Annotated in this window: 20 protein-coding genes and 1 pseudogene; 10 read left to right on the top strand and 11 right to left on the bottom strand. The window is 63.2% G+C overall.

Going from position 1 to position 20,318, the window contains the following annotated elements; genetic code table 11:
- Positions 1–18 precede the first annotated feature (18 nt).
- The 3 genes from ACX3OW_RS09980 to ACX3OW_RS09970 all read left to right on the top strand — a co-directional run bounded on the left by ACX3OW_RS09980 (position 19) and on the right by ACX3OW_RS09970 (position 1,892).
- Positions 19–234 (top strand): YdcH family protein, encoded by a 216-nt coding sequence (locus ACX3OW_RS09980; RefSeq protein ID WP_295886717.1) that lies wholly within the window; start codon positions 19–21, stop codon positions 232–234.
- A 74-nt stretch (positions 235–308) separates the two neighbouring features.
- A complete protein-coding gene (gene purE, locus ACX3OW_RS09975; protein WP_459095622.1) occupies positions 309–803 on the top strand; it encodes a 5-(carboxyamino)imidazole ribonucleotide mutase in 495 nt (164 codons plus the stop codon).
- A gap of 3 nt (positions 804–806) precedes the next feature.
- Entirely contained in the window at positions 807–1,892 is a 1,086-nt protein-coding gene (locus ACX3OW_RS09970) for a 5-(carboxyamino)imidazole ribonucleotide synthase (RefSeq protein ID WP_459095621.1), read from the top strand.
- Here ACX3OW_RS09970 and ACX3OW_RS09965 read toward each other — a convergent pair.
- Complete coding sequence (locus tag ACX3OW_RS09965; protein WP_459095620.1) at positions 1,889–2,575, bottom strand: alpha/beta fold hydrolase; 687 nt, start codon at positions 2,573–2,575, stop codon at positions 1,889–1,891. The genes ACX3OW_RS09970 and ACX3OW_RS09965 overlap by 4 nt on opposite strands.
- A gap of 232 nt (positions 2,576–2,807) precedes the next feature.
- Here ACX3OW_RS09965 and rpsU point away from each other — a divergent pair, with 232 nt between their 5' ends.
- A complete protein-coding gene (gene rpsU, locus ACX3OW_RS09960) occupies positions 2,808–3,083 on the top strand; it encodes a 30S ribosomal protein S21 (protein ID WP_459095619.1) in 276 nt (91 codons plus the stop codon).
- Between the two features lie 93 nt (positions 3,084–3,176).
- On the opposite strand, the gene ACX3OW_RS09955 is transcribed toward rpsU, so the two are convergent.
- From ACX3OW_RS09955 to ACX3OW_RS09945, 3 genes are all read right to left on the bottom strand, one after another.
- A complete protein-coding gene (locus ACX3OW_RS09955; RefSeq protein WP_459095618.1) occupies positions 3,177–4,004 on the bottom strand; it encodes an alpha/beta hydrolase in 828 nt (275 codons plus the stop codon).
- A gap of 48 nt (positions 4,005–4,052) precedes the next feature.
- Positions 4,053–4,691 carry a DsbA family oxidoreductase gene (locus tag ACX3OW_RS09950; RefSeq protein WP_459095617.1) on the bottom strand — a complete coding sequence of 213 codons (639 nt, stop codon included), beginning with the start codon at positions 4,689–4,691 and terminating at the stop codon, positions 4,053–4,055.
- Positions 4,692–4,771: 80 nt separating this feature from the next.
- Positions 4,772–5,317 carry a tryptophan-rich sensory protein gene (locus ACX3OW_RS09945; protein WP_459095616.1) on the bottom strand — a complete coding sequence of 182 codons (546 nt, stop codon included), beginning with the start codon at positions 5,315–5,317 and terminating at the stop codon, positions 4,772–4,774.
- Positions 5,318–5,449: 132 nt separating this feature from the next.
- Between ACX3OW_RS09945 and ACX3OW_RS09940 the strand changes: the two genes are divergently transcribed.
- The gene (locus ACX3OW_RS09940) at positions 5,450–5,656 is read left to right on the top strand and encodes a SlyX family protein (protein ID WP_459095615.1); all 207 of its coding nucleotides are present in this window, start codon (positions 5,450–5,452) and stop codon (positions 5,654–5,656) included.
- Between the two features lie 62 nt (positions 5,657–5,718).
- On the opposite strand, the gene ACX3OW_RS09935 is transcribed toward ACX3OW_RS09940, so the two are convergent.
- The 5 genes from ACX3OW_RS09935 to ACX3OW_RS09915 form a co-directional block, all read right to left on the bottom strand.
- Positions 5,719–7,125: an NAD(P)(+) transhydrogenase (Re/Si-specific) subunit beta gene (locus ACX3OW_RS09935; RefSeq protein ID WP_459095614.1), complete on the bottom strand. Its 1,407-nt coding sequence runs from the start codon at positions 7,123–7,125 to the stop codon at positions 5,719–5,721.
- A gap of 4 nt (positions 7,126–7,129) precedes the next feature.
- Positions 7,130–7,492, bottom strand: coding sequence for a proton-translocating transhydrogenase family protein (locus ACX3OW_RS09930; protein WP_459095613.1), 363 nt, complete (start codon positions 7,490–7,492; stop codon positions 7,130–7,132).
- Entirely contained in the window at positions 7,493–8,917 is a 1,425-nt protein-coding gene (locus ACX3OW_RS09925) for a Re/Si-specific NAD(P)(+) transhydrogenase subunit alpha (protein ID WP_459095612.1), read from the bottom strand.
- Positions 8,918–8,982: 65 nt separating this feature from the next.
- Positions 8,983–9,147, bottom strand: coding sequence for an aa3-type cytochrome c oxidase subunit IV (locus ACX3OW_RS09920; protein ID WP_459095611.1), 165 nt, complete (start codon positions 9,145–9,147; stop codon positions 8,983–8,985).
- 52 nt (positions 9,148–9,199) lie between these two features.
- A complete protein-coding gene (locus ACX3OW_RS09915; protein WP_459095610.1) occupies positions 9,200–11,002 on the bottom strand; it encodes a M3 family oligoendopeptidase in 1,803 nt (600 codons plus the stop codon).
- A 202-nt stretch (positions 11,003–11,204) separates the two neighbouring features.
- Between ACX3OW_RS09915 and ACX3OW_RS09910 the strand changes: the two genes are divergently transcribed.
- The 3 genes from ACX3OW_RS09910 to ACX3OW_RS09900 are packed head-to-tail and all read left to right on the top strand — an operon-like array spanning position 11,205 to position 14,546.
- On the top strand, positions 11,205–12,689 hold the full coding sequence (locus ACX3OW_RS09910) for a sigma-54-dependent transcriptional regulator (protein WP_459095609.1): 1,485 nt from the start codon (positions 11,205–11,207) through the stop codon (positions 12,687–12,689).
- 55 nt (positions 12,690–12,744) lie between these two features.
- Complete coding sequence (locus tag ACX3OW_RS09905; RefSeq protein ID WP_459095608.1) at positions 12,745–13,746, top strand: ABC transporter ATP-binding protein; 1,002 nt, start codon at positions 12,745–12,747, stop codon at positions 13,744–13,746.
- On the top strand, positions 13,743–14,546 hold the full coding sequence (locus ACX3OW_RS09900; RefSeq protein ID WP_459095607.1) for an ABC transporter permease: 804 nt from the start codon (positions 13,743–13,745) through the stop codon (positions 14,544–14,546). Before ACX3OW_RS09905 ends, ACX3OW_RS09900 begins: the two co-directional genes overlap by 4 nt.
- Here ACX3OW_RS09900 and ACX3OW_RS09895 read toward each other — a convergent pair.
- Positions 14,495–15,847: pseudogene (locus tag ACX3OW_RS09895) on the bottom strand (peroxidase family protein); the annotation flags it as partial. The gene ACX3OW_RS09900 and the pseudogene ACX3OW_RS09895 sit on opposite strands and share 52 nt — an antisense overlap.
- Positions 15,848–17,605: 1,758 nt before the next feature.
- Between ACX3OW_RS09895 and ACX3OW_RS09890 the strand changes: the two are divergent.
- Positions 17,606–18,997 (top strand): sensor histidine kinase, encoded by a 1,392-nt coding sequence (locus tag ACX3OW_RS09890; protein ID WP_459095606.1) that lies wholly within the window; start codon positions 17,606–17,608, stop codon positions 18,995–18,997.
- 21 nt (positions 18,998–19,018) lie between these two features.
- Complete coding sequence (locus ACX3OW_RS09885) at positions 19,019–19,684, top strand: response regulator (RefSeq protein WP_459095605.1); 666 nt, start codon at positions 19,019–19,021, stop codon at positions 19,682–19,684.
- A 12-nt stretch (positions 19,685–19,696) separates the two neighbouring features.
- Here ACX3OW_RS09885 and ACX3OW_RS09880 read toward each other — a convergent pair whose 3' ends face one another.
- On the bottom strand, positions 19,697–20,296 hold the full coding sequence (locus ACX3OW_RS09880) for a hypothetical protein (RefSeq protein WP_459095604.1): 600 nt from the start codon (positions 20,294–20,296) through the stop codon (positions 19,697–19,699).
- Positions 20,297–20,318 lie beyond the last annotated feature (22 nt).

Genomic DNA, 20,318 nt, shown 5'->3' with positions numbered 1-20,318 from the left:
CAGGAGCGCGCGGAATCAATGCTTTCGCTCACCAAGGAACAGGAAGCCAGCCTGGGTCTGGAATTAGCCACTAAGCGGCAGGAACACAGCGATCTCAACGCTGCCATCGACACGCTGACCGAGTCCCATGTCGCCGACCGGATGCTGATTCAGCGGCTCAAGAAGCGCAAGCTGGCGCTCAAGGACCGCATCGTCCAACTTGAGAATATTCTGCTGCCCGACATCATCGCCTGAGCCGATAGCCGCCTTGTTTTGTGGCCAAATCTGGGCTAAGTGCGCGCTTTGCGGAGCTTGAGGATGAGGGCTCTATGCTGATCAAGCCACCTGTCGCCATTGTCATGGGCAGCCAGTCCGACTGGCCCACCATGCGCCTTGCTGCCGAAACGCTCGAAGCGCTGGAGGTGGAATATGAGGCACGCATCATCTCCGCCCACCGCACCCCCGACCGCATGGTCGACTTCGCCAGCAATGCACGTAGCGAAGGCTTCAAGATCATTATTGCCGGCGCCGGCGGCGCGGCCCATCTGCCCGGCATGATTGCGGCGATGACGCCGCTGCCGGTGTTTGGCGTGCCCGTCAAATCCAAGGCGCTGAGCGGGCAGGATAGCCTGCTCTCCATCGTGCAGATGCCCGGCGGCATTCCGGTGGGCACGCTGGCCATTGGCGAGCCCGGCGCCATCAATGCGGCGCTGCTGGCCGTCGCCGTGCTGGCGCTGTCCGATGAGGATCTGGCCGACCGGCTCGACGCCTACCGCGCCGCCCAGACCGCCTCCGTCCCCTTGTTTCCTGCAGATACCGAGTAAGTTTTGACTCACGACCTCTCCGCGCTGCCCCCCGGCAGCATGATCGGCATTCTCGGCGGCGGCCAGCTCGGCCGCATGCTGTCGCTGGCCGCCAGCCGGCTCGGCATGCGCACCCATATCTATTGCCCCGACCCCAATAGCCCGGCTTTCGAGGTCACCCCGCACAAGACCGTCGCCGCCTATGACGACGAAGTGGCACTGGCGGCCTTTGCCGATGCGGTCGACGTCATCACCTATGAATTCGAGAATGTCCCGGCGGCCACCGCCGAATTTCTCGCCGCCCGCAAGCCGCTGCGCCCCGGCGCCAACGCGCTGGCAGTGTCGCAGGACCGGCTGGTCGAAAAGACCTTCCTCGCCACCAAGAACATCCCTGTGGCGCCGCACCGGGCCGTGGAGACCCTGGCCGACCTCGAAGCCGCCATTGACGATCTGGGCCTGCCCGCCGTGCTCAAAACCACACGGCTGGGCTATGACGGCAAGGGCCAGCGCGTACTGCGCGACCGCAGCGAGGCCGCCGACGCCTTCGCCGCGCTCAGCCCCAAGCCGCTGGTGCTCGAAGCCTTCGTGCCCTTCGACAAGGAAATTTCTGTCGTCGTAGCGCGCAATGTCCGCGGCGAAGTGCGCGCCTTCGACGCGGCGGAAAACGTACATCGCGACCACATCCTGTTCACCAGCACCGTACCGGCCGATATTCCGCCCGGCGTCGAGAAACACGCGGCCATGCTGGCCAAGGTGATCGTCGTGGCGCTCGACTATGTCGGCGTGCTCGGGGTGGAGTTTTTCGTCATCCCCGGCGAACGCCCCACACTGATGGTCAATGAAATCGCCCCGCGCGTGCATAATTCCGGGCACTGGACCGAGGCGGTGTGCCTGACCGACCAGTTCGAGCAGCATATCCGCGCCGTCCTCGGCTGGCCGCTCGGCGATCCCGCGCGCATGGCCGATGTGGTGATGGAAAATCTGGTCGGCGACGAGGTATCCATCGTCCCCACTGGCCTCGATGGCAACACCCAGCCGCATCTCTACGGCAAGACCGAGACCCGTCCCGGCCGCAAGATGGGCCATGTGAACCGAATCGTCCGGCGCTAGCGCCCCAGCCAGACCCGCATCGCCGCCGCGACCGCCTGCGGATTCTCCATCGTCGGCAGATGGGCGCTATCGGCGAAGCGCACCAGTTCCGCCCCGGCAATGCCGGCCGCAATCTCTTCTGCCAGCTCCGGCGGGGTCATCTTGTCGCTTTCGCCCACCCCGACCAGCGTCGGCACCGTGATGGCGCCCAGGGCGGGCCGAGAATCGATCCGGTTCATGATCGCTACCTGCTGGCGCAGATAGGCCGCCTGCCCGACCCGCTCGGACATGGCCTGCACTTCGCGCGCCACTGCGGTACCCAGATGCTGCGGCGCCACCAGGCTAGCCAGGAGGCCCCGCGACACGCCGATGAACCGACCCTGCCCCACCATCTCGATGCCCTTGCGCCGCGTCGCCTTGCGCGCCTCGTCATCGGCCCGCGCCGAGGTATCGAGCAGCGCCAGATGCGTCACCCGCTCCGGCGCCTGCCGCATGACCTCCAAGGCCACATAGCCGCCCATGGAGAGCCCTGCCAGCGCGAATCGGGCCGGTGCCCCGGCCAGCACGCGGGTTGCCATCGCCGCGATGGAATCATCAAGCGTCAGATCGGCGACCATGCAGGACGCGTCGAGCCCGGGAATCACCTCGCGCCACAGCCGCTCATCGCAGAGCAATCCGGGCAGCAGCACCAGTTCAGGCATCATCTTCGTCTCCGGGCGAGGAAATCACCGGGTTTGAGTGTTCCGCCGTAGCCCCGCCGGAGCAAGCCTATGCGGCACCAATTCGCGTTTTTCACAGAGTCACGGTGGACAAGCCCAGATAGCTGGGCTATAGAGCGCCCCACGGTGACTAGCTCGGCTGGTCGGCGACGGGGTTATATGACTTCGGCGCTCTTATCCAAACCCACATGTCCAGCTTCGAAAGGGCGGTTGACCTTTGCAAGTAGTCGTTCGCGATAATAACGTTGATCAGGCGCTGCGCGCGCTTAAGAAGAAGTTGCAGCGCGAAGGCGTCTTCCGTGAGATGAAGCTGCGCAACTACTACGAGAAGCCCTCGGAGAAGAAGGCTCGCCAGAAGGCCGAGGCGATTCGTCGCGCTCGCAAGCTGGCTCGTAAGCGTCTGCAGCGCGAAGGCGGCCTGCCCGCCCCGACGCCGACAGCGCGTCCCGGCCAGCCCGCTCGCCCGAGCGCATCTGTGCTGCCGCGCACCTAATCGGTTCGCCATCAATTTTGAAAACGCCGTCCTTCGGGACGGCGTTTTTGTTTGCCTGGAGATCACACGCGCCGGGGAGAGCAGGGCAGCGCCCTACTCCGCCATCGCCCGCACAAAGAACGGTTCGGCGTGACTCCAGATGCCCCGGTCCCACAGATCGCTATGATCGGCGCCGGGCTCGATCCACAGCTCATCCTTGTTGGGCGCCAGTGCATAGACCCGCTCGCCATTGCTGACATCGATGGTCCGGTCGCCCGTGCCATGCGCCACCAGCACCGGCTCGGCCACGTCGACGATCCACTGGTTCACCGGGAACTGGTCCTGCATGACCAGGCCCACCGGCAGGAAGGGATAGCGCTCGCCGGCCACCGTCACCGCCGACAGGAATGGCGTCTCCAACAGCAGCGCGTGAGCGTCACGGACGCTGGCGACATAGGTGGATGGCCCCGAGCCCAGTGAACGGCCCCAGATGACCACCGGAGCGCCCGTAGCGGCCGCCCAGTCATAGACTGCTACAGCGTCGTCCAGAATGCCCTGCTGGCTGATCTGGCCGGGCGAGGCTGGAAAGCCGCGATAGTCGAAGGCCACGAAGCCATAGCCATCGGCGACGAACTGCGCGAAGCGCTCATGCTCTTCGCTGAAGCTGCCGGAATTTCCCTTGTAGTAAACGATTAGCGGCAGGCCGGCGCGCGGCGCCTGATACCAGCCATTGACCACGCCATCGCCGACCGGAATGGCGATGGCTTCGGCGCCGCTCAGCGTGGTCGCGGAGAGCGGCGTGATCGGGCCCTGCGCGTCATACTGCAGCGCCCGCTGATTGACATACATGTAGCCAATGACGCCGGCATAGGCGACGGCAACGACAATGACGACGGCAAGCAGGAGACGACGCAGCGGCTTCACGGTACGGCCCTCGGACAAGATTTCCCCGAGTCTACACGCGGCTTAGCCGCTATGTCATGTCCCGGCCTACATCTCGTCGATAGTCTGCGCCAGCGCCCGTTCGAACACCTCGTCGGGCTGCGCTCCGGACAGCGCGTATTTCTCGCCGAAAACGAAGAACGGCACGCCGCGAATCCCCTGCGCCGCCGCGTCATTGGCCAGCTGCTCGGTGATTGCCAGCTCGTTCTCGTCATTCATCGCATCGATGGCGTCGCCCCGATCGAAGCCATATTCCACGGCGATATCGGCCAGCACATTGTCGTCATTGATCTGCCGATGCTCGAGGAAATAGGCATTGGCGATGGCGTTGGCCAATTCGTGCTGGATGCCCAGCGGCTTGGCCAGCCGGGTGATGGTGTGGGCCTTTTTGGTGGGGAACATGCGCGGCTGCTTGCTGAGGTCGAGCTCGACCCCGGCCTTGCGGGCTTCGCTTTCCACCCGCTCCCACATTTCACTGGGGTCCTTGCCGTATTTCTCGCGCAGCATATCGGCCACGACGACGCCTTCGGCGGGGGTATTGGGATCGAGATAGAAGGGATGATTCTCCACCACCACCTCAACATCCTCGGGCAAGGCTGCAATCGCCTTGTCGAGCCGCGCCGAACCGACGAGGCACCAAGGGCACACCACATCGGTAAACACGTCAATCTTGAGCAGTCTGGCCATGCCGAAATCCTTGGGCAAAATCTGTTTGCCCATCACATGGCGCGGATTGGCGCGCGCTGCAAGAACGCACGCCGAGGGAACTAGGCCGCAGAATGGCTGTTAGTGACCGCAAAGGGGGGCGACCACCCGGCGGCAAAGCTGAGGCCCACCAGGGCGCTAAACCCCATCCAGGCCAGCCCCGGCGCCATCACCATAGCGGCCTTGGGATTGACCGCCCCGGCGCGCACCATAGCCCCCAGACCCAGCACCAGCAATCCAAAGGCCGCCAGGCTCAGCATCAGCGAATCGAGCGGCGTCACCACGAAGGGAAAGGCGATTGTCCCGCCGATCAGCGCCACGATCCACCAGCCGGCGCGCTGTCCAGCCTCGCCCCGCCCGGCCACCATCCAGCGGGCCAGACCGAATAGCGGCAGGCTGCCCAGATGCAGCACCGTCGCCACCCAGGCGGGCAGGTTCAGCGGTGCAAAGAATCGCGGCGACAGGCCATTGAGCTCGGCAATGCCATTGGCGATGACGAACACAGCCAGCGGCAACGTCACGCTCAGCAGCAGTCCGAGATGATCGTGCCGATCCACATCGAGAAGCGATGCGCGTTCGGGGATCGGAAGTGCTGTCATATCGCTCATGTGCCGGCTCCGCTGTTGGGCTTGCCTGCACAAGGAATGGCTGAAGCCGCAAAAGGGTTCCGTATACGTCAACAGCACAATGCTGGGCGAAGCGCTTCGCCTGCGCTAGAACCGGCGCAAATGGAGCCCATCATGTCCGATTTTGCCGAACGCCTCGACGCCCTGGAAACCCACATCGCCCATCAGGACCAGACCATTGAGGAGCTCAACGCCACCATCACCGCGCAGTGGCGGCAGATCGACCTGCTGACCCGCAAGCTGGAGACGATGGAGCAGCAGGTGCGCAGCGGCGTTCATATCGCCGATCCCAGCACCGAACCGCCGCCGCCGCACTATTGAGGCGACGGCTACCCGAACAAAAAAAGGCCCGCCGAAGCGGGCCTTTTCCAATTTCAGACCATTTAGTGGCCAAGTGCCTTGACGATGTCTTCCGTCATCTTCTTGGCGTCGCCGAAGAGCATCATGGTGTTGTCGCGGAAGAACAGTTCGTTCTGCACGCCGGCATAACCCGCCGCCATGCCGCGCTTGATGAACAGCACCGTACCGGCGTCTTCGACGTTGAGCACCGGCATGCCATAGATCGGCGAGGTCTTGTCGGTCTTGGCCGAAGGGTTGGTCACGTCGTTGGCGCCGATAACGAAAGCCACATCGGACTGGGCGAACTCGGAGTTGATGTCTTCCAGCTCGAACACTTCGTCGTAAGGCACGTTGGCTTCAGCCAGCAACACGTTCATGTGGCCCGGCATACGACCGGCAACCGGATGGATGGCGTATTTGACAGTGACGCCTTCCTTCTTGAGCATGTCGGCCATTTCACGCAGCGCGTGCTGGGCCTGCGCCACAGCCATGCCATAGCCCGGCACGATGATAACCTTGCCGGCATTCTTCATCAGGAAGGCCGCGTCTTCGGCTGCGCCCTGCTTGACCGGACGGGTCTCTTCGTCGGCGGAACCAGCCGAGCTGGTGTCGGCACCAAAGCCACCCAGGATCACCGAGATGAAGCTGCGATTCATCGCCTTGCACATGATGTAGCTCAGGATGGCACCCGACGAGCCCACCAGCGCACCGGTGATGATCAGCGCGGTATTGCCCAGCGTGAAGCCGATGCCGGCCGCTGCCCAACCCGAATAGGAGTTGAGCATCGAAACGACCACGGGCATGTCGGCGCCGCCGATCGGGATGATCATCAATCCGCCCAGCACCAGCGCCAGCACGGTGATGACCCAGAACAGCATCGGGTCGCCGGACTGCGTGAAGGCAATCACCAGGCCGACGATCACCGCCGCGAGCACGATGTGGATCGCGTGGCGCGCCGGCAGCATGATCGGCTTGCCGCCCATATTGCCGTTGAGCTTGAGGAAGGCGATGACTGAACCGGTGAAGGTGAAGGCACCAATGGCGGTGCCGATCGACATTTCCACCAGCGCCTGAGCATGGATCTGACCAACATCACCGATGTTGAAGGCAACCGGCGCATAAAGCGCGGCGGCGGCCACGAACACGGCAGCCAAACCAACCAGCGAGTGGAAGGCGGCAACCAGCTGCGGCATGTCGGTCATTTTGACCGTACGGGCCATATAGGCGCCGATACCGCCACCCAGCGCGATACCGCCGATGATCAGCGCCCAGCTTTCCCAGTCAGACGGAGCCGCCACGAGCAACGTGGTGACGATGGCAATGCCCATGCCGGCCATACCGAACATGTTGCCGCGACGCGAGGTCTTGGGGCTGGAGAGCCCATGCAGCGCCAGAATGAACAGGGCGCCGGCGACCAGATAGAGAAGGGCAGAGATATCCCCAGAGATCATCTAATCAACCCTTCTTCTTGTACATTGCCAGCATGCGCTGGGTGACGAGGAACCCGCCAAAGATATTCACGCTGGCAAAGACCAGGGCGATGAAGCCGAAGATCTTGGATTCCCAGCTGCCGCCGGAAACCAGGCTCACGCCCACCGCCAGCAGGGCACCCACCACGATCACCGACGAGATCGCGTTGGTCACGCTCATCAGTGGGGTATGCAGCGCTGGGGTCACCGACCACACCACGAAGTAGCCGACGAAGATCGCCAGCACGAAGATGGCGAGACGGAAGGTGAAGGGGTCGATCACCCCGCCGGTTGCGGAATGCACCGCAGCGGCAATCACATCGGCAGTTTGTTCAGCCGTGGTTTCCATTTACTTGGCTCCCTTGGGTGCTGCGGGCTTCTTGGCGGCAGCGGGCTTGGCTGTGGCAGGTTTTTTGGCAGCAGCAGGTTTTTTGGCCGGTGCCGCAGCGGTCGCAGCGGCAGCAGGCGCTGCTTTCTTGGCGACGGGCTTCTTGGCCGGTGCAGCGACGGCGTCAGACGCTGGCGCGGCCTTTTTGGCAGCTGGCTTGGCCGGCGCATCTGCAGCGGCAGGGGGCGCCTTCTTGGCAGCAGCAGGCTTGGCAACAGCAGGCTTAGCCTCGGCGGCCGGCTTGGCTTCAGTGGCAGGAGCGGCAAAGCTCGGATGCACCACTGCGCCATCGCGCGTCAGCACGGTCGCCTTGACCAGTTCGTCATCCCAATTGATGGCGAGCTGCTTTTCCTTGGCATCGATCAGCGTCGTCAGGAACGCCAGCAGATTGCGGGCATAAAGCTGGCTGGCCGTGGTCGGGATACGACCCTGCATATTGGTGTAGCCGATGATGGTCACGCCATTATGCTCGATGACCTTGCCGGGCACCGTCAGCTCGACGTTACCGCCGCGCTCGGCGGCCAGATCGACGATCACCGAACCCGGAGCCATCGATTCGACCATCGCCTTGCTGATCAGCCGCGGCGCCGGACGCCCCGGGATCAGCGCAGTGGTGATGACGATATCCTGCTTGGCAATATGGGTTGCGGTCAGCTCGGCCTGCTTGGCCTGATATTCGGCGCTCATCTGCTTGGCATAGCCGCCAGCGGTTTCCGCCTGTTTGAACTCGTCGTCCTCGACGGCGACGAACTTGCCGCCCAGCGATTCGACCTGTTCCTTGGCCGCCGGCCGCACGTCGGTCGCCGACACCACGGCGCCGAGGCGCTTGGCAGTGGCAATAGCCTGCAGACCCGCAACACCGGCACCCATGACGAAGGCCTTGGCCGGACGCACGGTGCCGGCAGCGGTCATCATCATCGGCATGGCGCGGTCAAATGCCGCCGCTGCCTCGATGACGCCCTGATAGCCGGCGAGATTCGCCTGCGATGACAGAATATCCATCACCTGCGCACGGGTGATGCGCGGCATGAATTCCATCGACACGGCGGTCACGCCGGCCTTGGCCAGCGCCGCAATATCCTTGTCATTGCCATAGGGGTCGAGCGCGCCGATCACCAGCGCACCCTTGGCGACACCGGACAGTGACGCCGCCGTCGGGCGGCGCACGGTCAGCACCACTTCAGCGCCCTTGAGCGCTGCGTCGGCGCTGGCCGCAATGGTTGCACCGGCGGCGGTGTAATCCTGGTCGAGAATGCGCGAGCCGAGCCCAGCGCCTTTTTCCACCGACACGCTGGCGCCCAGCGCAATCAGCTTGCCCACCGTTTCGGGGGTGGCCGCGACGCGGTTCTCTCCCTCGATACGTTCGCGGACGATCGCAATTTTCATGAAAGTCTCCTGCCCGCCTGCCCGACGGACAGGCTCGATTTAGCTTGCCTGTATGCGCGGAGCGATCAGGGTTGGATAAGGAAATACAAGATGACCGCGGAAATGGCCGAAACGATCACGGCCCATTTAACCGCGGTTACGAAGCCATTATAGGTCGCCTCATGCTGGGCGTAGTCCATCGGCGTTTCAACCTGAAGCTCGGAATGATGTTCGGGGCGGGTTTTGGCCATGTCGTCCTCAATAAGTCCATTCGTAATAAAGTCTGTCAGCCGAAAGTCGACCCTAGGGGCTCGTTGCTTCCAGCTCATCGATCAGCCGCTCGATCATCGATAGACCCAGCGACCAGAATTGTGGGTCCTTGGCATCCAGTCCAAACGGCTCCAGCAGTTCGGAATGGTGCTTGCTGCCCCCGGCTTCAAGCAGCGCAAAATAGCGCTCGGCGAAGCCATCACTGGCTTTCTCATACTGTGCGTAGAGCGAGTTCACAAGGCAGTCACCGAAGGCGTAAGCATAGACATAGAACGGGGAATGAATGAAGTGCGGCACATAGGCCCAGAACACTTCATACCCGTCATTTTGGACGATCGCGTCGCCCAGCGATTCCCGTTGCACATCGAGCCAGATCTGGTTGATCTCCTCAGTCTTCAGCTCGCCCTGTCGCCGCGCCGTGTGGACGCGCCGCTCAAAATCATAGAAAGCGATTTGCCGCACCACAGTATTGAGCATGTCTTCCACCTTGCTCGACAGCAAAGCGAAGCGCTGCTTGGGGTCGGTAGTCTTGTCGAGCAGCGAACGGAAGGTCAGCATCTCGCCGAAGACACTGGCGGTCTCGGCCAGGGTCAGCGGTGTATTGGCCAAGATCGGCCCCTGCTTGGCCGCCAGCCGCTGATGCACGCCATGGCCCAGCTCATGCGCCAGGGTCATAATATCGCGCGATCGGCCCATATAATTGAGCATTAGGTAGGGATGGGCACTGGGCACGGTGGGATGGGCGAAGGCGCCCGACAGCTTGCCATCGCCCACCGGCGCGTCGATCCAGCCGGAATTGAAAAACGGTGCCGCCACTTCGGCCAGCTTGGGCGAGAACTTGCCATAGGCTTCCATCACCGTACTGACGGCGCTGTCCCAATCCCAAACGCGCTCATCGCTAGTCGGCAGCGGCGCATTGCGGTCCCAGGCATTGAGCTGGTCCTTGCCGAACCACTTGGCTTTCATCTTGTAGTAGCGGTGGCTGAGGCGCGGATAGGCGTCCTGCACCGCCTTTTGCAGCGCATCGACCACCTCGCGCTCGACCGAATTGGCCATGTGGCGGCTATCGGCGATGTCTTCATAGCCGCGCCAGCGATCGGAGATTTCCTTGTCCTTGGCCAGCACATTGGTGATGTGGGTGAACAGCCGCGCATTGGTCTTGAGCGTCTTGCCCAACGCCTTGAAGGCGCTTTCGCGCTTGGTCTCGTCCTTTTCGGAGAGCAGATGCAGCGTCGATTCCATGTTGAGGGTTTCGCCATCCACCTCGAATTCGAGGTTGGACAGCGTTTCGTCGAACAGGCGATTCCACGCCGAATAGGCGGTCACCGACTTGTCGTGGAACAGCTCTTCGAGCTTGTCATCGAGCTGATACGGCTTGGCCTTGCGCAGCTCGTCAAACCAGGTGCGGTAACGAGCCAGTTCAGGGTCCCTGGCCAAAGCCGCTTCTAGATCAGCATCCTCGATCCGGTTCAGCTCCAGTTCGAAGAACAACACCTTGGTGGAGAGGTTGGTCAGCGCCTCGTTGGTGTCGCCCATGAACTTGGCGCGATCCGGATCGCTCGACTTCTGCGCATATTGCAGGAAGGCAAACGAGCCGATGCGGCCGCTCAAATCACCAAGCGCCTCGCTGTCGCGGATCGCCGCGATCAGTGTCCCCGCCTTGGTCAGTTCGGCCAACCGGCCCTTATAGGTGGTCTCGAATTTGGCCGCATCGGCCTTGGCCCGCTCCAGATCCGCCTTGAATTCGGGGCTGTCGCGCCCCGGATACAGGTCCGAGAGATCCCAGACCGGCAGATTGCCGAACTGGTTGTGGCCTTTCTGAGGGGCGGCGGTCATGGGCTGTCTCCGGCTGGTCTCGATTTGGCGCGGACCTTAGCGAGGGGGGAATGGGTTGGGAAGTGCCTGACCGCTCAACCCTGCCGCGCCGCCACCCTCACCCGAAATTCCCTATGATTAATCGCCTCTTAAGATACCCCGCGCATCCTGCTCCCAAAACGGCACACGATTCGATGCCGTGTCCAAGAAGACTGGAGTCTGTATGACGCGCGTTCTGGTAGTCGACGATGATCCGGTTCAGTTGCGCCTCACCGCCGAGGTGGCCAACCGGGCTGGCTTCAAACCGCTGACCGCCACCGGCGGCGAGCAGGCGCTGGCTATTCTGCGCGACGACCGCAATATCGGCGCCATGATCCTCGACCTCGTCATGCCCGACCTCGACGGCATGGGCGTGATGGACGCCATGCGCCGCGAGGGCCTGACCACCCCCGTCATCATCCAGACCGCCAATGCCTCGCTCGAAACCGTGATTTCGGCGATGCGCAATGGCGCCGCCGATTATTTCGTCAAACCGGTCTCCCCCGAGCGCCTCGTCATCTCGCTGCGCAACGCCATGAAGCTCGATGCGCTCGAGGCCGCCATCCGCTCCGAACGCGCCCGCAAATCCGGCACCTTCACCAGCGCCGACATGATCGCCCGCGCCCCGGCCATGGCCCGCGTGCTGACGCTCTGCGCCAAGGCCGGCAAATCCACTATTCCGGTGCTGATCGAAGGCGAGACCGGGGTCGGCAAGGAGCTGATCGCCCGCATCATTCAGGGCTCCGGCGACCGCGCCGGCAAGCCCTTCATCACCGTCAACTGCGGCGCGATTCCACCCAATCTGGTCGAGTCGGTGCTGTTCGGGCACAAGAAGGGCGCCTTTACCGGTGCCATCGCCGACCAGCCGGGCAAATTCACCGAAGCCCATAACGGCACGCTATTCCTCGACGAAGTCGGCGAGCTGCCGCTCGACCTGCAGGTCAAGCTGCTGCGCGCGCTGCAGGATGGCGAGATCGAACCGGTCGGCGCTACCCGCACCGAACGCGTCAATGTCCGCGTCATCTCGGCCACCAATCGGCGGCTGCTCAATCTGGCCAAATCCGGCGAGTTCCGCGAGGACCTCTATTACCGCCTCAACGTGTTCCCGATTTACGTGCCGCCGTTGCGCGAGCGCATGGAAGATGTGGCGGCGCTGGTCAGCATGTTCATCGCCCGCTTTGCCGCCGAGGCCGGCAAGCGCGTGCTGGGCATCTCGCCAGTGGCGCTGGAACTGCTCGCCGCCTATGACTGGCCGGGCAATATCCGCCAGCTGGAAAACGCCGTCTATCGCGCCGTCGTGCTGAGCGATGGCGCCTTCCTCGAAACCGTCGATTTCCCACAGATCGTCGCCCAGTCCGCCGGCCGCGACACGGCCATCCGCGCCATCGAAGCGGTGCCGGTGCCGGCCGAGCCGACCCATATCGACACCACCACCGCCCGCCAGCGGCAGGTGGCGGAAATCCCGCCTTTGCCCGACCGCTTCCTCGCCCCCACCGGCGAGATTGCCGCGCTGGCCGAAATCGAACGCGCCGCCATCGTCTTCGCCATTGCTCATCACGGCGGCCGCATGTCGCGCGTCGCCCGGGCTCTGAAAATCGGCCGCTCGACGCTCTATCGCAAGCTGCATGAATACGGTCTGGCCGAAGAGCTGCTCAACGACGCCGCGTAACCCACAAGACAACAGCGAAGAATCGGCTACTCTTTCCTTGGGGTAGGAGCCAGCCATGACAGCATTGATCGAGGCTCGGAGCGTCAGCAAACGCTTCCGGCAGCACAAGCGGTTTCCCGGCCTGCTGGGCGCTTTCAAGTCGCTGCTCACCAGTCAATATAGCGAAGTAAACGCCGTCTCCGATGTCAGCTTCGACATCGCCGCCGGCGAGGCGGTGGGCTATCTCGGCCCCAATGGCGCCGGCAAATCTACCATGATCAAGATGATGACCGGCATCCTGGTGCCCAGCGCCGGCACGGTGTCGGTGCTCGGGCGCACGCCCCATCTTGAGCGCATGAGCAATGCCAGCCAGATCGGCGTGGTCTTCGGCCAGCGCAGCCAGCTATGGTGGGACCTGCCGGTCATCGACAGCTTTGCCCTGCACCAGCGCATCTATAAAATCCCCCCTGCCCGCTATGCCGACAACCTCAAGCATTTCAGCGAGCTGCTGGAGCTGACGCCGTTTCTCGACCGCGCCGTGCGCCAGCTGAGCCTCGGCCAGCGCATGCGCGCCGAGATCGTCATGGCGCTGCTGCATGACCCCAAAATCCTGTTCCTCGACGAGCCCACTATCGGGCTCGATGTCGTTGCCAAGGACGCCGTGCGGCGCTTTCTCGCCGAGATCAATCGCGAGCGCGGCGTCACCATTATCCTGACCACCCATGATCTGCAGGATATCGAAACCATCTGCCCACGCCTGATTATGGTCGATCACAGCCGGCTGATCTTTGATGGCGAATTGCGCCGTCTGCGTGCCGCCCTCGGCTCGGCCCGCCGGCTGACGCTGGACTTTGCCAGCGACCCCGGCCCGCTGCCGCTGACCACCGCCACGCTCACCGCCGACGAGGGCCTGCGCAAGCATTACCTGCTCGAACGCGAGGAGATTTCCCTCGTCCATATCCTGGCCGAAGTGGGCAGCGAGCGCGGCCTCAAGGACGTAGCGTTGCACGAGCCAGCCATCGAGGAAGTGATCCGCACCTTCTACCAGCGCCGCAACGCGGCGGCGTTGGCGTCGTGAGCGCCTATTTCGCCTTCGCTCACAGCGCCTTCCAGACCCAGCTCGCCTATCGCAACGAGGTCTGGGCCAATCTGCTTGGCAAGGTGGTGCAGGTGTTTGCCCGCGTCGCCATCTGGCTGGCGGTCTATGCCGGCGTCGGCGCCAGCGTGGTCGATGGCGTGTCGCTGTCGCAGATGGTGACCTATGCCCTGCTTGGCGGCGCCGTGCTGGGCGCCACCTGGCCCGAGCGGCTCATCGACCAGATCGGCCGTTCCCTCAAGACCGGCGACGTCGCTGTCTGGCTGCTCAAGCCCATCTCCTACCCGCTATATCTCTTCGCCAATGAGTGCGGCATCTTCCTGTTCCGCTTTGCCGTTCTGGTGGTGCCCACCACTGCCTTCACCGCATTTTTCTACGGCATGCTGCCACCCGCCAGCCTGGCGCATGGGCTGTTCTTCGTCGCCTATTGGGTACTTTCCTTCAGCCTGCTGTTCCTGATGTCGGCCGTGTTCGGTATCGCCGCATTCTGGCTGATGACAAGCTTTTCGCTGGCCTGGACGCTGGCCGCCCTGCTGCATCTGTTCTCGGGGCTGATGGTGCCGTTCTGGTTCTTCCCCGAACCGCTGGCAACGCTGGCCCGCCATCTGCCCTTCGCCTGGATCGTCTATTGGCGGGTCTGGTCGACCTCAAGAATGAGGCCGGGCGTGGAGAACACGTCGGACGGCAGATGCGTCGCATCGGTATTGCGCATGATCAGGCCGGCAAAGGAATTGGCTTCCATTTCACCGAACAGATGCAGCCCGTCGAGGCGCTGCAGATAGTAGAAGCGGTCGCCGTTTTGCAGGCTTTCCATCTGCACTTCGAAGACGAAGTTGAAGGTCGAGCCGAGCATGCCGCCGAACGGCATGATTTCTTCGGCGAGGCCGCCGATCCACAGATCGACATTTTCGAGGCCGCCCAGCGCGCCGCCGGACCAGGTGGTGCCGGTGGCATTGAGGAAGGCCAGCCGGTCAGGTGGCACCGCAAAGCCGCCGGTGGACACACCGGTGATGATGGTCAGCGCCGCATCGCGTTTTTCCTGCAGCGTGGTGGCGCCAAGAATCAGCGGATGGGTGCCATAGGCGGCGATGAAGTTGATGATGGAGGCTTCATGCTTGAGGTGACCGGCGAAATCGACCCAGCTGTCATAGGGCTTGAGCAGGGCTTCATTATTGGTCGCCTGATAGAAATCGCGGCGCGCCTGGTTGAGCGTCGGTACGCCGGTATCACGGCCACGCGCCAGGTTGATGGTCGCCAGATCGAGCGGCAGGCCGAGCAGATTATTGCGCAGGGCCGTGGTGACGAATTCGTCGATCTCGTTGCCGACCTGTCGCGTCATGCCGCGAATGATGGCGCCGGCCGCAACCTCGTCGGTGATGGTATGGGCCACCGGCGTGCCGTCGGCGTCAAACGCCAGCGGATTGAGGAAGCCCTCGATCAGCCCGATATGGTCGGCGGTAAAGTCGGCATCATAGCGGTCAATGGACTCGGTCAGCATCGAGTGGCCGAAGCGATAGACCACATGGGCGAACTCGGCGACGATGTCCGGATTGATGGTGGTGTCGAAGCCGTCCGGCACCAGGAAGACGTTGATATTGGGCTGGATCTTGCGGGCGAATTCCTCGAACACCAGATGCTGATATTGCATCTCGGTGCCGAACTTGGCCGCCTGGAACAGGCGCTCGCCATCCCAGCGCGCAATATCGGCCTTGAGCGCATCGCGCTCGATCTGGGTATCGACGGCGGCCAGATCGACGATGTCGCCGCTCAGCCATTCATTGATGAAGACCAGATCATTGCTCGCCAGCACGGTGTCCTTGGTGTGCTCGACCAGCCGGTTATGCTCGGCATGGAACACGTGATGCACTGCCGTCAGACCGATATTTTCATTGGCGCGGCCATCGCCGGCGATGAAGTGGGCGTCGAGCAGTTCATTGTCATATTCGGCATCGCCATTGCCGGGATTGGCCAGGCCAATGGTGATGTCGCCGTCGGCGATCTTGCCGACCGGCACCGCCTCATGGGCGATATCGGCGAGGAAGGCGCTATTGGTACGGATCGCACCCGTGGTGGCGACGCCCATCGGGTCGCCAAAGCTATCCAGAATGGTCGGATCGCCCTCGATCACCACATCATCATTGGTGTTGGGGATGCCATCGCCGCCCACGCCCAGAATGATCTGCGGGAAGCCATCGGGGCCGGGAATGAAATTGCCATAGGCGTCGGTGCGCAGCAGCGGCACGCTGCCGACATCGGAATCGGTCAGATTGATCCCGAGCAGTTCACGCGCCTGCAATTTGACCTCGCCCCAGGTGGCCATGCCGCCATTGGCGCCCTCGATCAGCTTGCCGGTGGCCACCGGATGGCCGCTGGCGTCGAGCACATATTGGCGCAGGAACACCTGATGGGAGGAATGCGAGGTATAGGTCTGGTTCTGATCGACATAGGCCGTGGTGGTATTGACCGGCCGCACGTCGTCGCTGGTGCCGAACACCGTGTCCGGGCCCGGCGAGACGGTAGCGCGGGTCAGCACCATGAAATTGGTATTGCTGCCTTCGACATAGAGCGGATCATCGGGCTGCAAGGGCACGAACACCGTGCCGCTGCCGCCCTTGTTGACCAGGTCCAGACCATGATCGAAGAACTGGCCGAACAGGGTGAACCAGGAATTGAACGGCGCCGACAGGCCCTCATCCGGCGCGATGGCCGGCAGGTGAACATTGTCGCCATCCATGGCGATGCCAAACGGCTCCAGCGCTAGGTTACGAACGTCGCGGGCGGCGTCCAGCGCCGTGACAGTGACGGCATGGGCAGCGGTGGCCAGCGCCAGCGCGTCGAGCGCGGCTTGCTCCACGGCATCGGGTGGCGTCAGCGGATCGCCGTCACCGGCATTGTTGGCCGCCGTCCGGGCGTTCTGCATCACCACCCGCGCCTGATATTCGGCGTCGGAGGCCGGTTTGAACGCCTGATAGATCGCGGTGATCGCCGGCAGGTCCGCCATGGCATTGACGGCGCCGGCGCGCTCCAGCGCCGTCAGCACCGCCGCCGGATTGCCCAGCGTCTGGTCGACCAGCAGATTGGAAATGGTGCGCAGGCTGGAATCGAATACCAGCGAATTGGGATTGTTCGATGGATTGTAATTGGGTTGCGTCGGCATTGCCGGCGCCGGACCTCCGGGACCATCGGGGTCGAACAGCGTACCATCGGCCGGCCGGAACGCTGCCGGCACCAGTTCGGGGAACTGCACGCCGGAGGCGCCCCATTGTTCCTGCCCGGGCAGCAGATGATTATAGGAGCCGTCGACGGTGCGCAGGCCCCAGGCCAGATTATAGGTGGGGACGAGCCCCCCCGCTCCAAACAGGGGTTGGCCAGCCGCATGGGCTTCTGCGATTTTGATCTGCTCGAGAATGAATTCAAGGTCGCTCTTGATATAGCTTACCATAACAAATCCCCCGCCGACGGCTCCTGCTGCACCGCAGGGGTTCGCCGTCTCACTACGCCCTGGCGGCTGCCATGGCGCTCAACTGTAAGAGGATAGTGCCCAACTACACGGCGGTGCGTCAGGTCGGAACGTCGGGCCAATCAGCGGCATGAAGGTCCTACAGCGAGCCGGACCTTGGGGCATTCCGGAACTGGACCTTTGGCCAGCGTCCCGGCGGAAGCGTAAACAGCGCTGACATTCTTTATTGAGCGGGAACCGGTCTAGCGCCAATAATTGGGGGCCGCTCTACTTAAACGCCAGCCGCCATCTGGAGTTTGTCTGGCTATCGGCCGGGTTTCCGACTATGTTTTCTCGTTGCTGACAGTGACATCAACGCTGCGGCATTACCGAGGTGACTTGATGATCGATTGGGTCGGTCGTCGGAAGCGTCTGTTGGACTGGTGGAACAAGCTCCCGCTTGCCCGCCGGTTCGCCATCTCGGGCGGGTTCATCACCGTTGGCGCGATGCTGCTTTGCGGCGTGCTGACCACCACCGTCATGACCGAAATCATCGTGCAGCGGCGCGGCGACGTCGTTTCGGCCTTCGGCCAGCACCTGATCTCACCGATTGTCCAGAATCTGGCCCCGGATGGCCCGCTCGACGCGGCGGCCATTGACGCGCTCGACAACCTGATGACCGACCCGGCCTTCACCGCCGAATTTCCCTATCTCGATCTGTGGGTGGCGGACGGAACCATTCTCTATTCCAATACGCCCGGGCTGACGGGCCAGCAGCTGCCGCTGCTACGGGCGGTCACGCGCGCCTTGCAGGGCGAAATGACCGTCCGTTTTACCGATATTCACTCGGTCGATTACGCCCGGCACCACTTTACCACCGACTATATCGAGGTGCTGTTTCCGCTGCGCTCGCGCGCCACCGGCGCGGTCGTGGCCGTTGCTCAGCTGCGCGAGGTGACCACCGCCCTGGAGCGCGATCTGTGGCAGCTGACCCTCTCCAGCTGGGTCACCGTGGCGGTGATCGCCGCCGTGGTGATCGTGGCGCTGTTCAGCATCGTGCAGGAGGGAAGCCGCAAGATCGAGCGGCAGGGACGCATCCTGTCGCGGCGACTGGCCCAGTCGCATGCCCGCGCAGCGCGGCATCGCGAGCTCAAGGCGGTGGCGCAACGCGCCTCGCGCAGCGTCACCGAATTGACCGACAAGCATTTGCGCGCCATCGGCACCGATCTGCATGACGGCCCGGCGCAGTCGATCGGCTTTGCCGTGCTGCGGCTGGACCAGCTCCGCCACCGCTCCGAGGCCGGCGAAGTCAACGCCATCGTGGCGGAAGTGGAATCGGTATTGGGGGGGGCGCTGGACGAGATCCGCGCCATCGCCACGGCCCTGGTGCTGCCCGACATCGACACCCTCGACCTGGCGCAAGTGATCGATCGCGCTGTCAAACAGCATATACGCCGAACCGACGCCGTCATTGCCGTGGACAGTCTGGTGGAACCGGTTCATGTTGCATCCGAGATAGCCGTCTGCGTGTTCCGATTCATTCAGGAGGGTCTCAACAATGCGTTCCATCATGGACTGCCCGAGGGGCAGGCCGTGTCTGCCACCATCCAGACAGGCCTGTTGAAGGTGTCGATCACCAACAACTACCTCGCCACCGAGCCGCCCAGGCACGCCGACCATGCCGGCATTGGCCTCTATGGCTTGCGCGCCAGGGTGCAGAGCATCGGCGGCACCTTCATTTTCGAGCAGAATGACGGCCTGACCCGGCTCGAAATGCGACTACGCTATGTCTGATGCAGCGGCGGAGTCTTCCACATGATCCGATTGGTGGTTGCCGATGATCATCCCATGTTCCGAACCGGCCTGATCCAGGCCGTGTCGGTCGACGGGGATATTGCGGTCGTCGGCGAAGGCGGCAGTGCGGCCGAGGCGGTGTCGCTGGTGGAGTCGCTGCGGCCCGACATTTTGCTGCTGGATGCCCGGATGGAGGATAGCGGGGTGGATCGCGTCGGCGATATTCTGCTGGCCCATCCCCAGGTCCGGGTCATCATGCTGACCGCTTCGCAGGACGAGGGCGATATTACCCGGGCGCTGGACGCCGGGGTGTCGGGCTATGTGCTCAAGGGCACCAGCGGGCCGGAGATGCGCAGCATCGTGCGCTCGGTGAATGCAGGGGAAAACTTCGTCCCAAGGCACATCATCAGCCGCCTGCTCAATGCCCTGAAAGACCAGGCCGACGCCACCCAGCATCAGGAGCGCGGCGCCAGACTGTCGCGGCAGGAAACCCATGTGCTGCAGGCCCTCGCCATCGGGCTCAACAACCGCGAAATTGGCATCAGGCTGGGCGTCACCGAACGCACCATCAAGTTCCATCTGTCCAACGTCTTTACCAAATTGCAGGTCCGCAATCGCGTCGAGGCCAGCATCATCGCCCGCCAGATGTGGCCCGATCTGGACAAGCAGCCCGCCGCTATCCGGTGAGCTGCCGCGGGATTACAGGTGTCCGTTGACGCCCTGGGCATGATCGCGCCGAGAATTTCGCGCCCGGAGCGCCGGCCGGTCCGCTTCGACCAGGCCTTCAGCCAGGCCGGCCAGGCTGCGCTCGAGCCGGTGGGTGCGCTGCGCCAGCACCTGATATTGCGTCGCCAGCAAATTTTCGGCCAGGGTGGCCTTGGCCAGCTTGGCGGCCTGGTCCTGCAGCACCCGGTCGCGATGCGAGGTGACGATGCCCACAGTCAGCGCCGCGAGCACCCAGGTCAGGGAATCGGCCCAGACCATGCGGAAATAGTCGACATAAGCCATGTCGATGGGGCGCGCCGGCCAGCCGTCGATATGGGAGAGGGCAATGGCCCCCAAGGCCCCCAGCATGCCCCCCGGAATCCCGTATTGCGCGCTGAGCAGCAGCACCACGAACAGGAAGGGGTGAACCGGCCACATGGCGAAGGGCAACAGCCCGACATAATCCAGCAAAGCCAGCCCCCCAAGCAGCATGATGCCCTCGGCAAAAGCCAATGCGTTGGAGCGCGAGGGCAGCAAACCGCTCTCTATCGGGTTGGAGAAGGTCAGCGGGGTAACAGGATGCTCAATGCTCATAATGTCCTCTTGCTGCGCTGTG

This window comes from Devosia sp. A449 (genome assembly GCF_054489375.1).
Note: the sequence above shows the minus strand (reverse complement) of the source record. Positions and strands in the feature narration are given on the sequence as shown.

What these genes read in the sequence shown, in the direction of transcription:
- ACX3OW_RS09945 (WP_459095616.1), bottom strand. Translation starts at nt 5,317, where the DNA reads ATGAGCGATATGACAGCACTTCCGATCCCCGAACGCGCATCGCTTCTC.
- ACX3OW_RS09925 (WP_459095612.1), bottom strand. Translation starts at nt 8,917, where the DNA reads ATGAAAATTGCGATCGTCCGCGAACGTATCGAGGGAGAGAACCGCGTC.
- ACX3OW_RS09980 (WP_295886717.1), top strand. Translation starts at nt 19, where the DNA reads ATGCTTTCGCTCACCAAGGAACAGGAAGCCAGCCTGGGTCTGGAATTA.
- ACX3OW_RS09930 (WP_459095613.1), bottom strand. Translation starts at nt 7,492, where the DNA reads ATGGAAACCACGGCTGAACAAACTGCCGATGTGATTGCCGCTGCGGTG.
- ACX3OW_RS09950 (WP_459095617.1), bottom strand. Translation starts at nt 4,691, where the DNA reads ATGGCCAGACTGCTCAAGATTGACGTGTTTACCGATGTGGTGTGCCCT.
- ACX3OW_RS09890 (WP_459095606.1), top strand. Translation starts at nt 17,606, where the DNA reads ATGATCGATTGGGTCGGTCGTCGGAAGCGTCTGTTGGACTGGTGGAAC.
- ACX3OW_RS09885 (WP_459095605.1), top strand. Translation starts at nt 19,019, where the DNA reads ATGATCCGATTGGTGGTTGCCGATGATCATCCCATGTTCCGAACCGGC.
- purE (WP_459095622.1), top strand. Translation starts at nt 309, where the DNA reads ATGCTGATCAAGCCACCTGTCGCCATTGTCATGGGCAGCCAGTCCGAC.
- ACX3OW_RS09880 (WP_459095604.1), bottom strand. Translation starts at nt 20,296, where the DNA reads ATGAGCATTGAGCATCCTGTTACCCCGCTGACCTTCTCCAACCCGATA.
- ACX3OW_RS09920 (WP_459095611.1), bottom strand. Translation starts at nt 9,147, where the DNA reads ATGGCCAAAACCCGCCCCGAACATCATTCCGAGCTTCAGGTTGAAACG.
- ACX3OW_RS09910 (WP_459095609.1), top strand. Translation starts at nt 11,205, where the DNA reads ATGACGCGCGTTCTGGTAGTCGACGATGATCCGGTTCAGTTGCGCCTC.
- ACX3OW_RS09905 (WP_459095608.1), top strand. Translation starts at nt 12,745, where the DNA reads ATGACAGCATTGATCGAGGCTCGGAGCGTCAGCAAACGCTTCCGGCAG.
- ACX3OW_RS09935 (WP_459095614.1), bottom strand. Translation starts at nt 7,125, where the DNA reads ATGATCTCTGGGGATATCTCTGCCCTTCTCTATCTGGTCGCCGGCGCC.
- ACX3OW_RS09940 (WP_459095615.1), top strand. Translation starts at nt 5,450, where the DNA reads ATGTCCGATTTTGCCGAACGCCTCGACGCCCTGGAAACCCACATCGCC.
- ACX3OW_RS09915 (WP_459095610.1), bottom strand. Translation starts at nt 11,002, where the DNA reads ATGACCGCCGCCCCTCAGAAAGGCCACAACCAGTTCGGCAATCTGCCG.
- ACX3OW_RS09965 (WP_459095620.1), bottom strand. Translation starts at nt 2,575, where the DNA reads ATGATGCCTGAACTGGTGCTGCTGCCCGGATTGCTCTGCGATGAGCGG.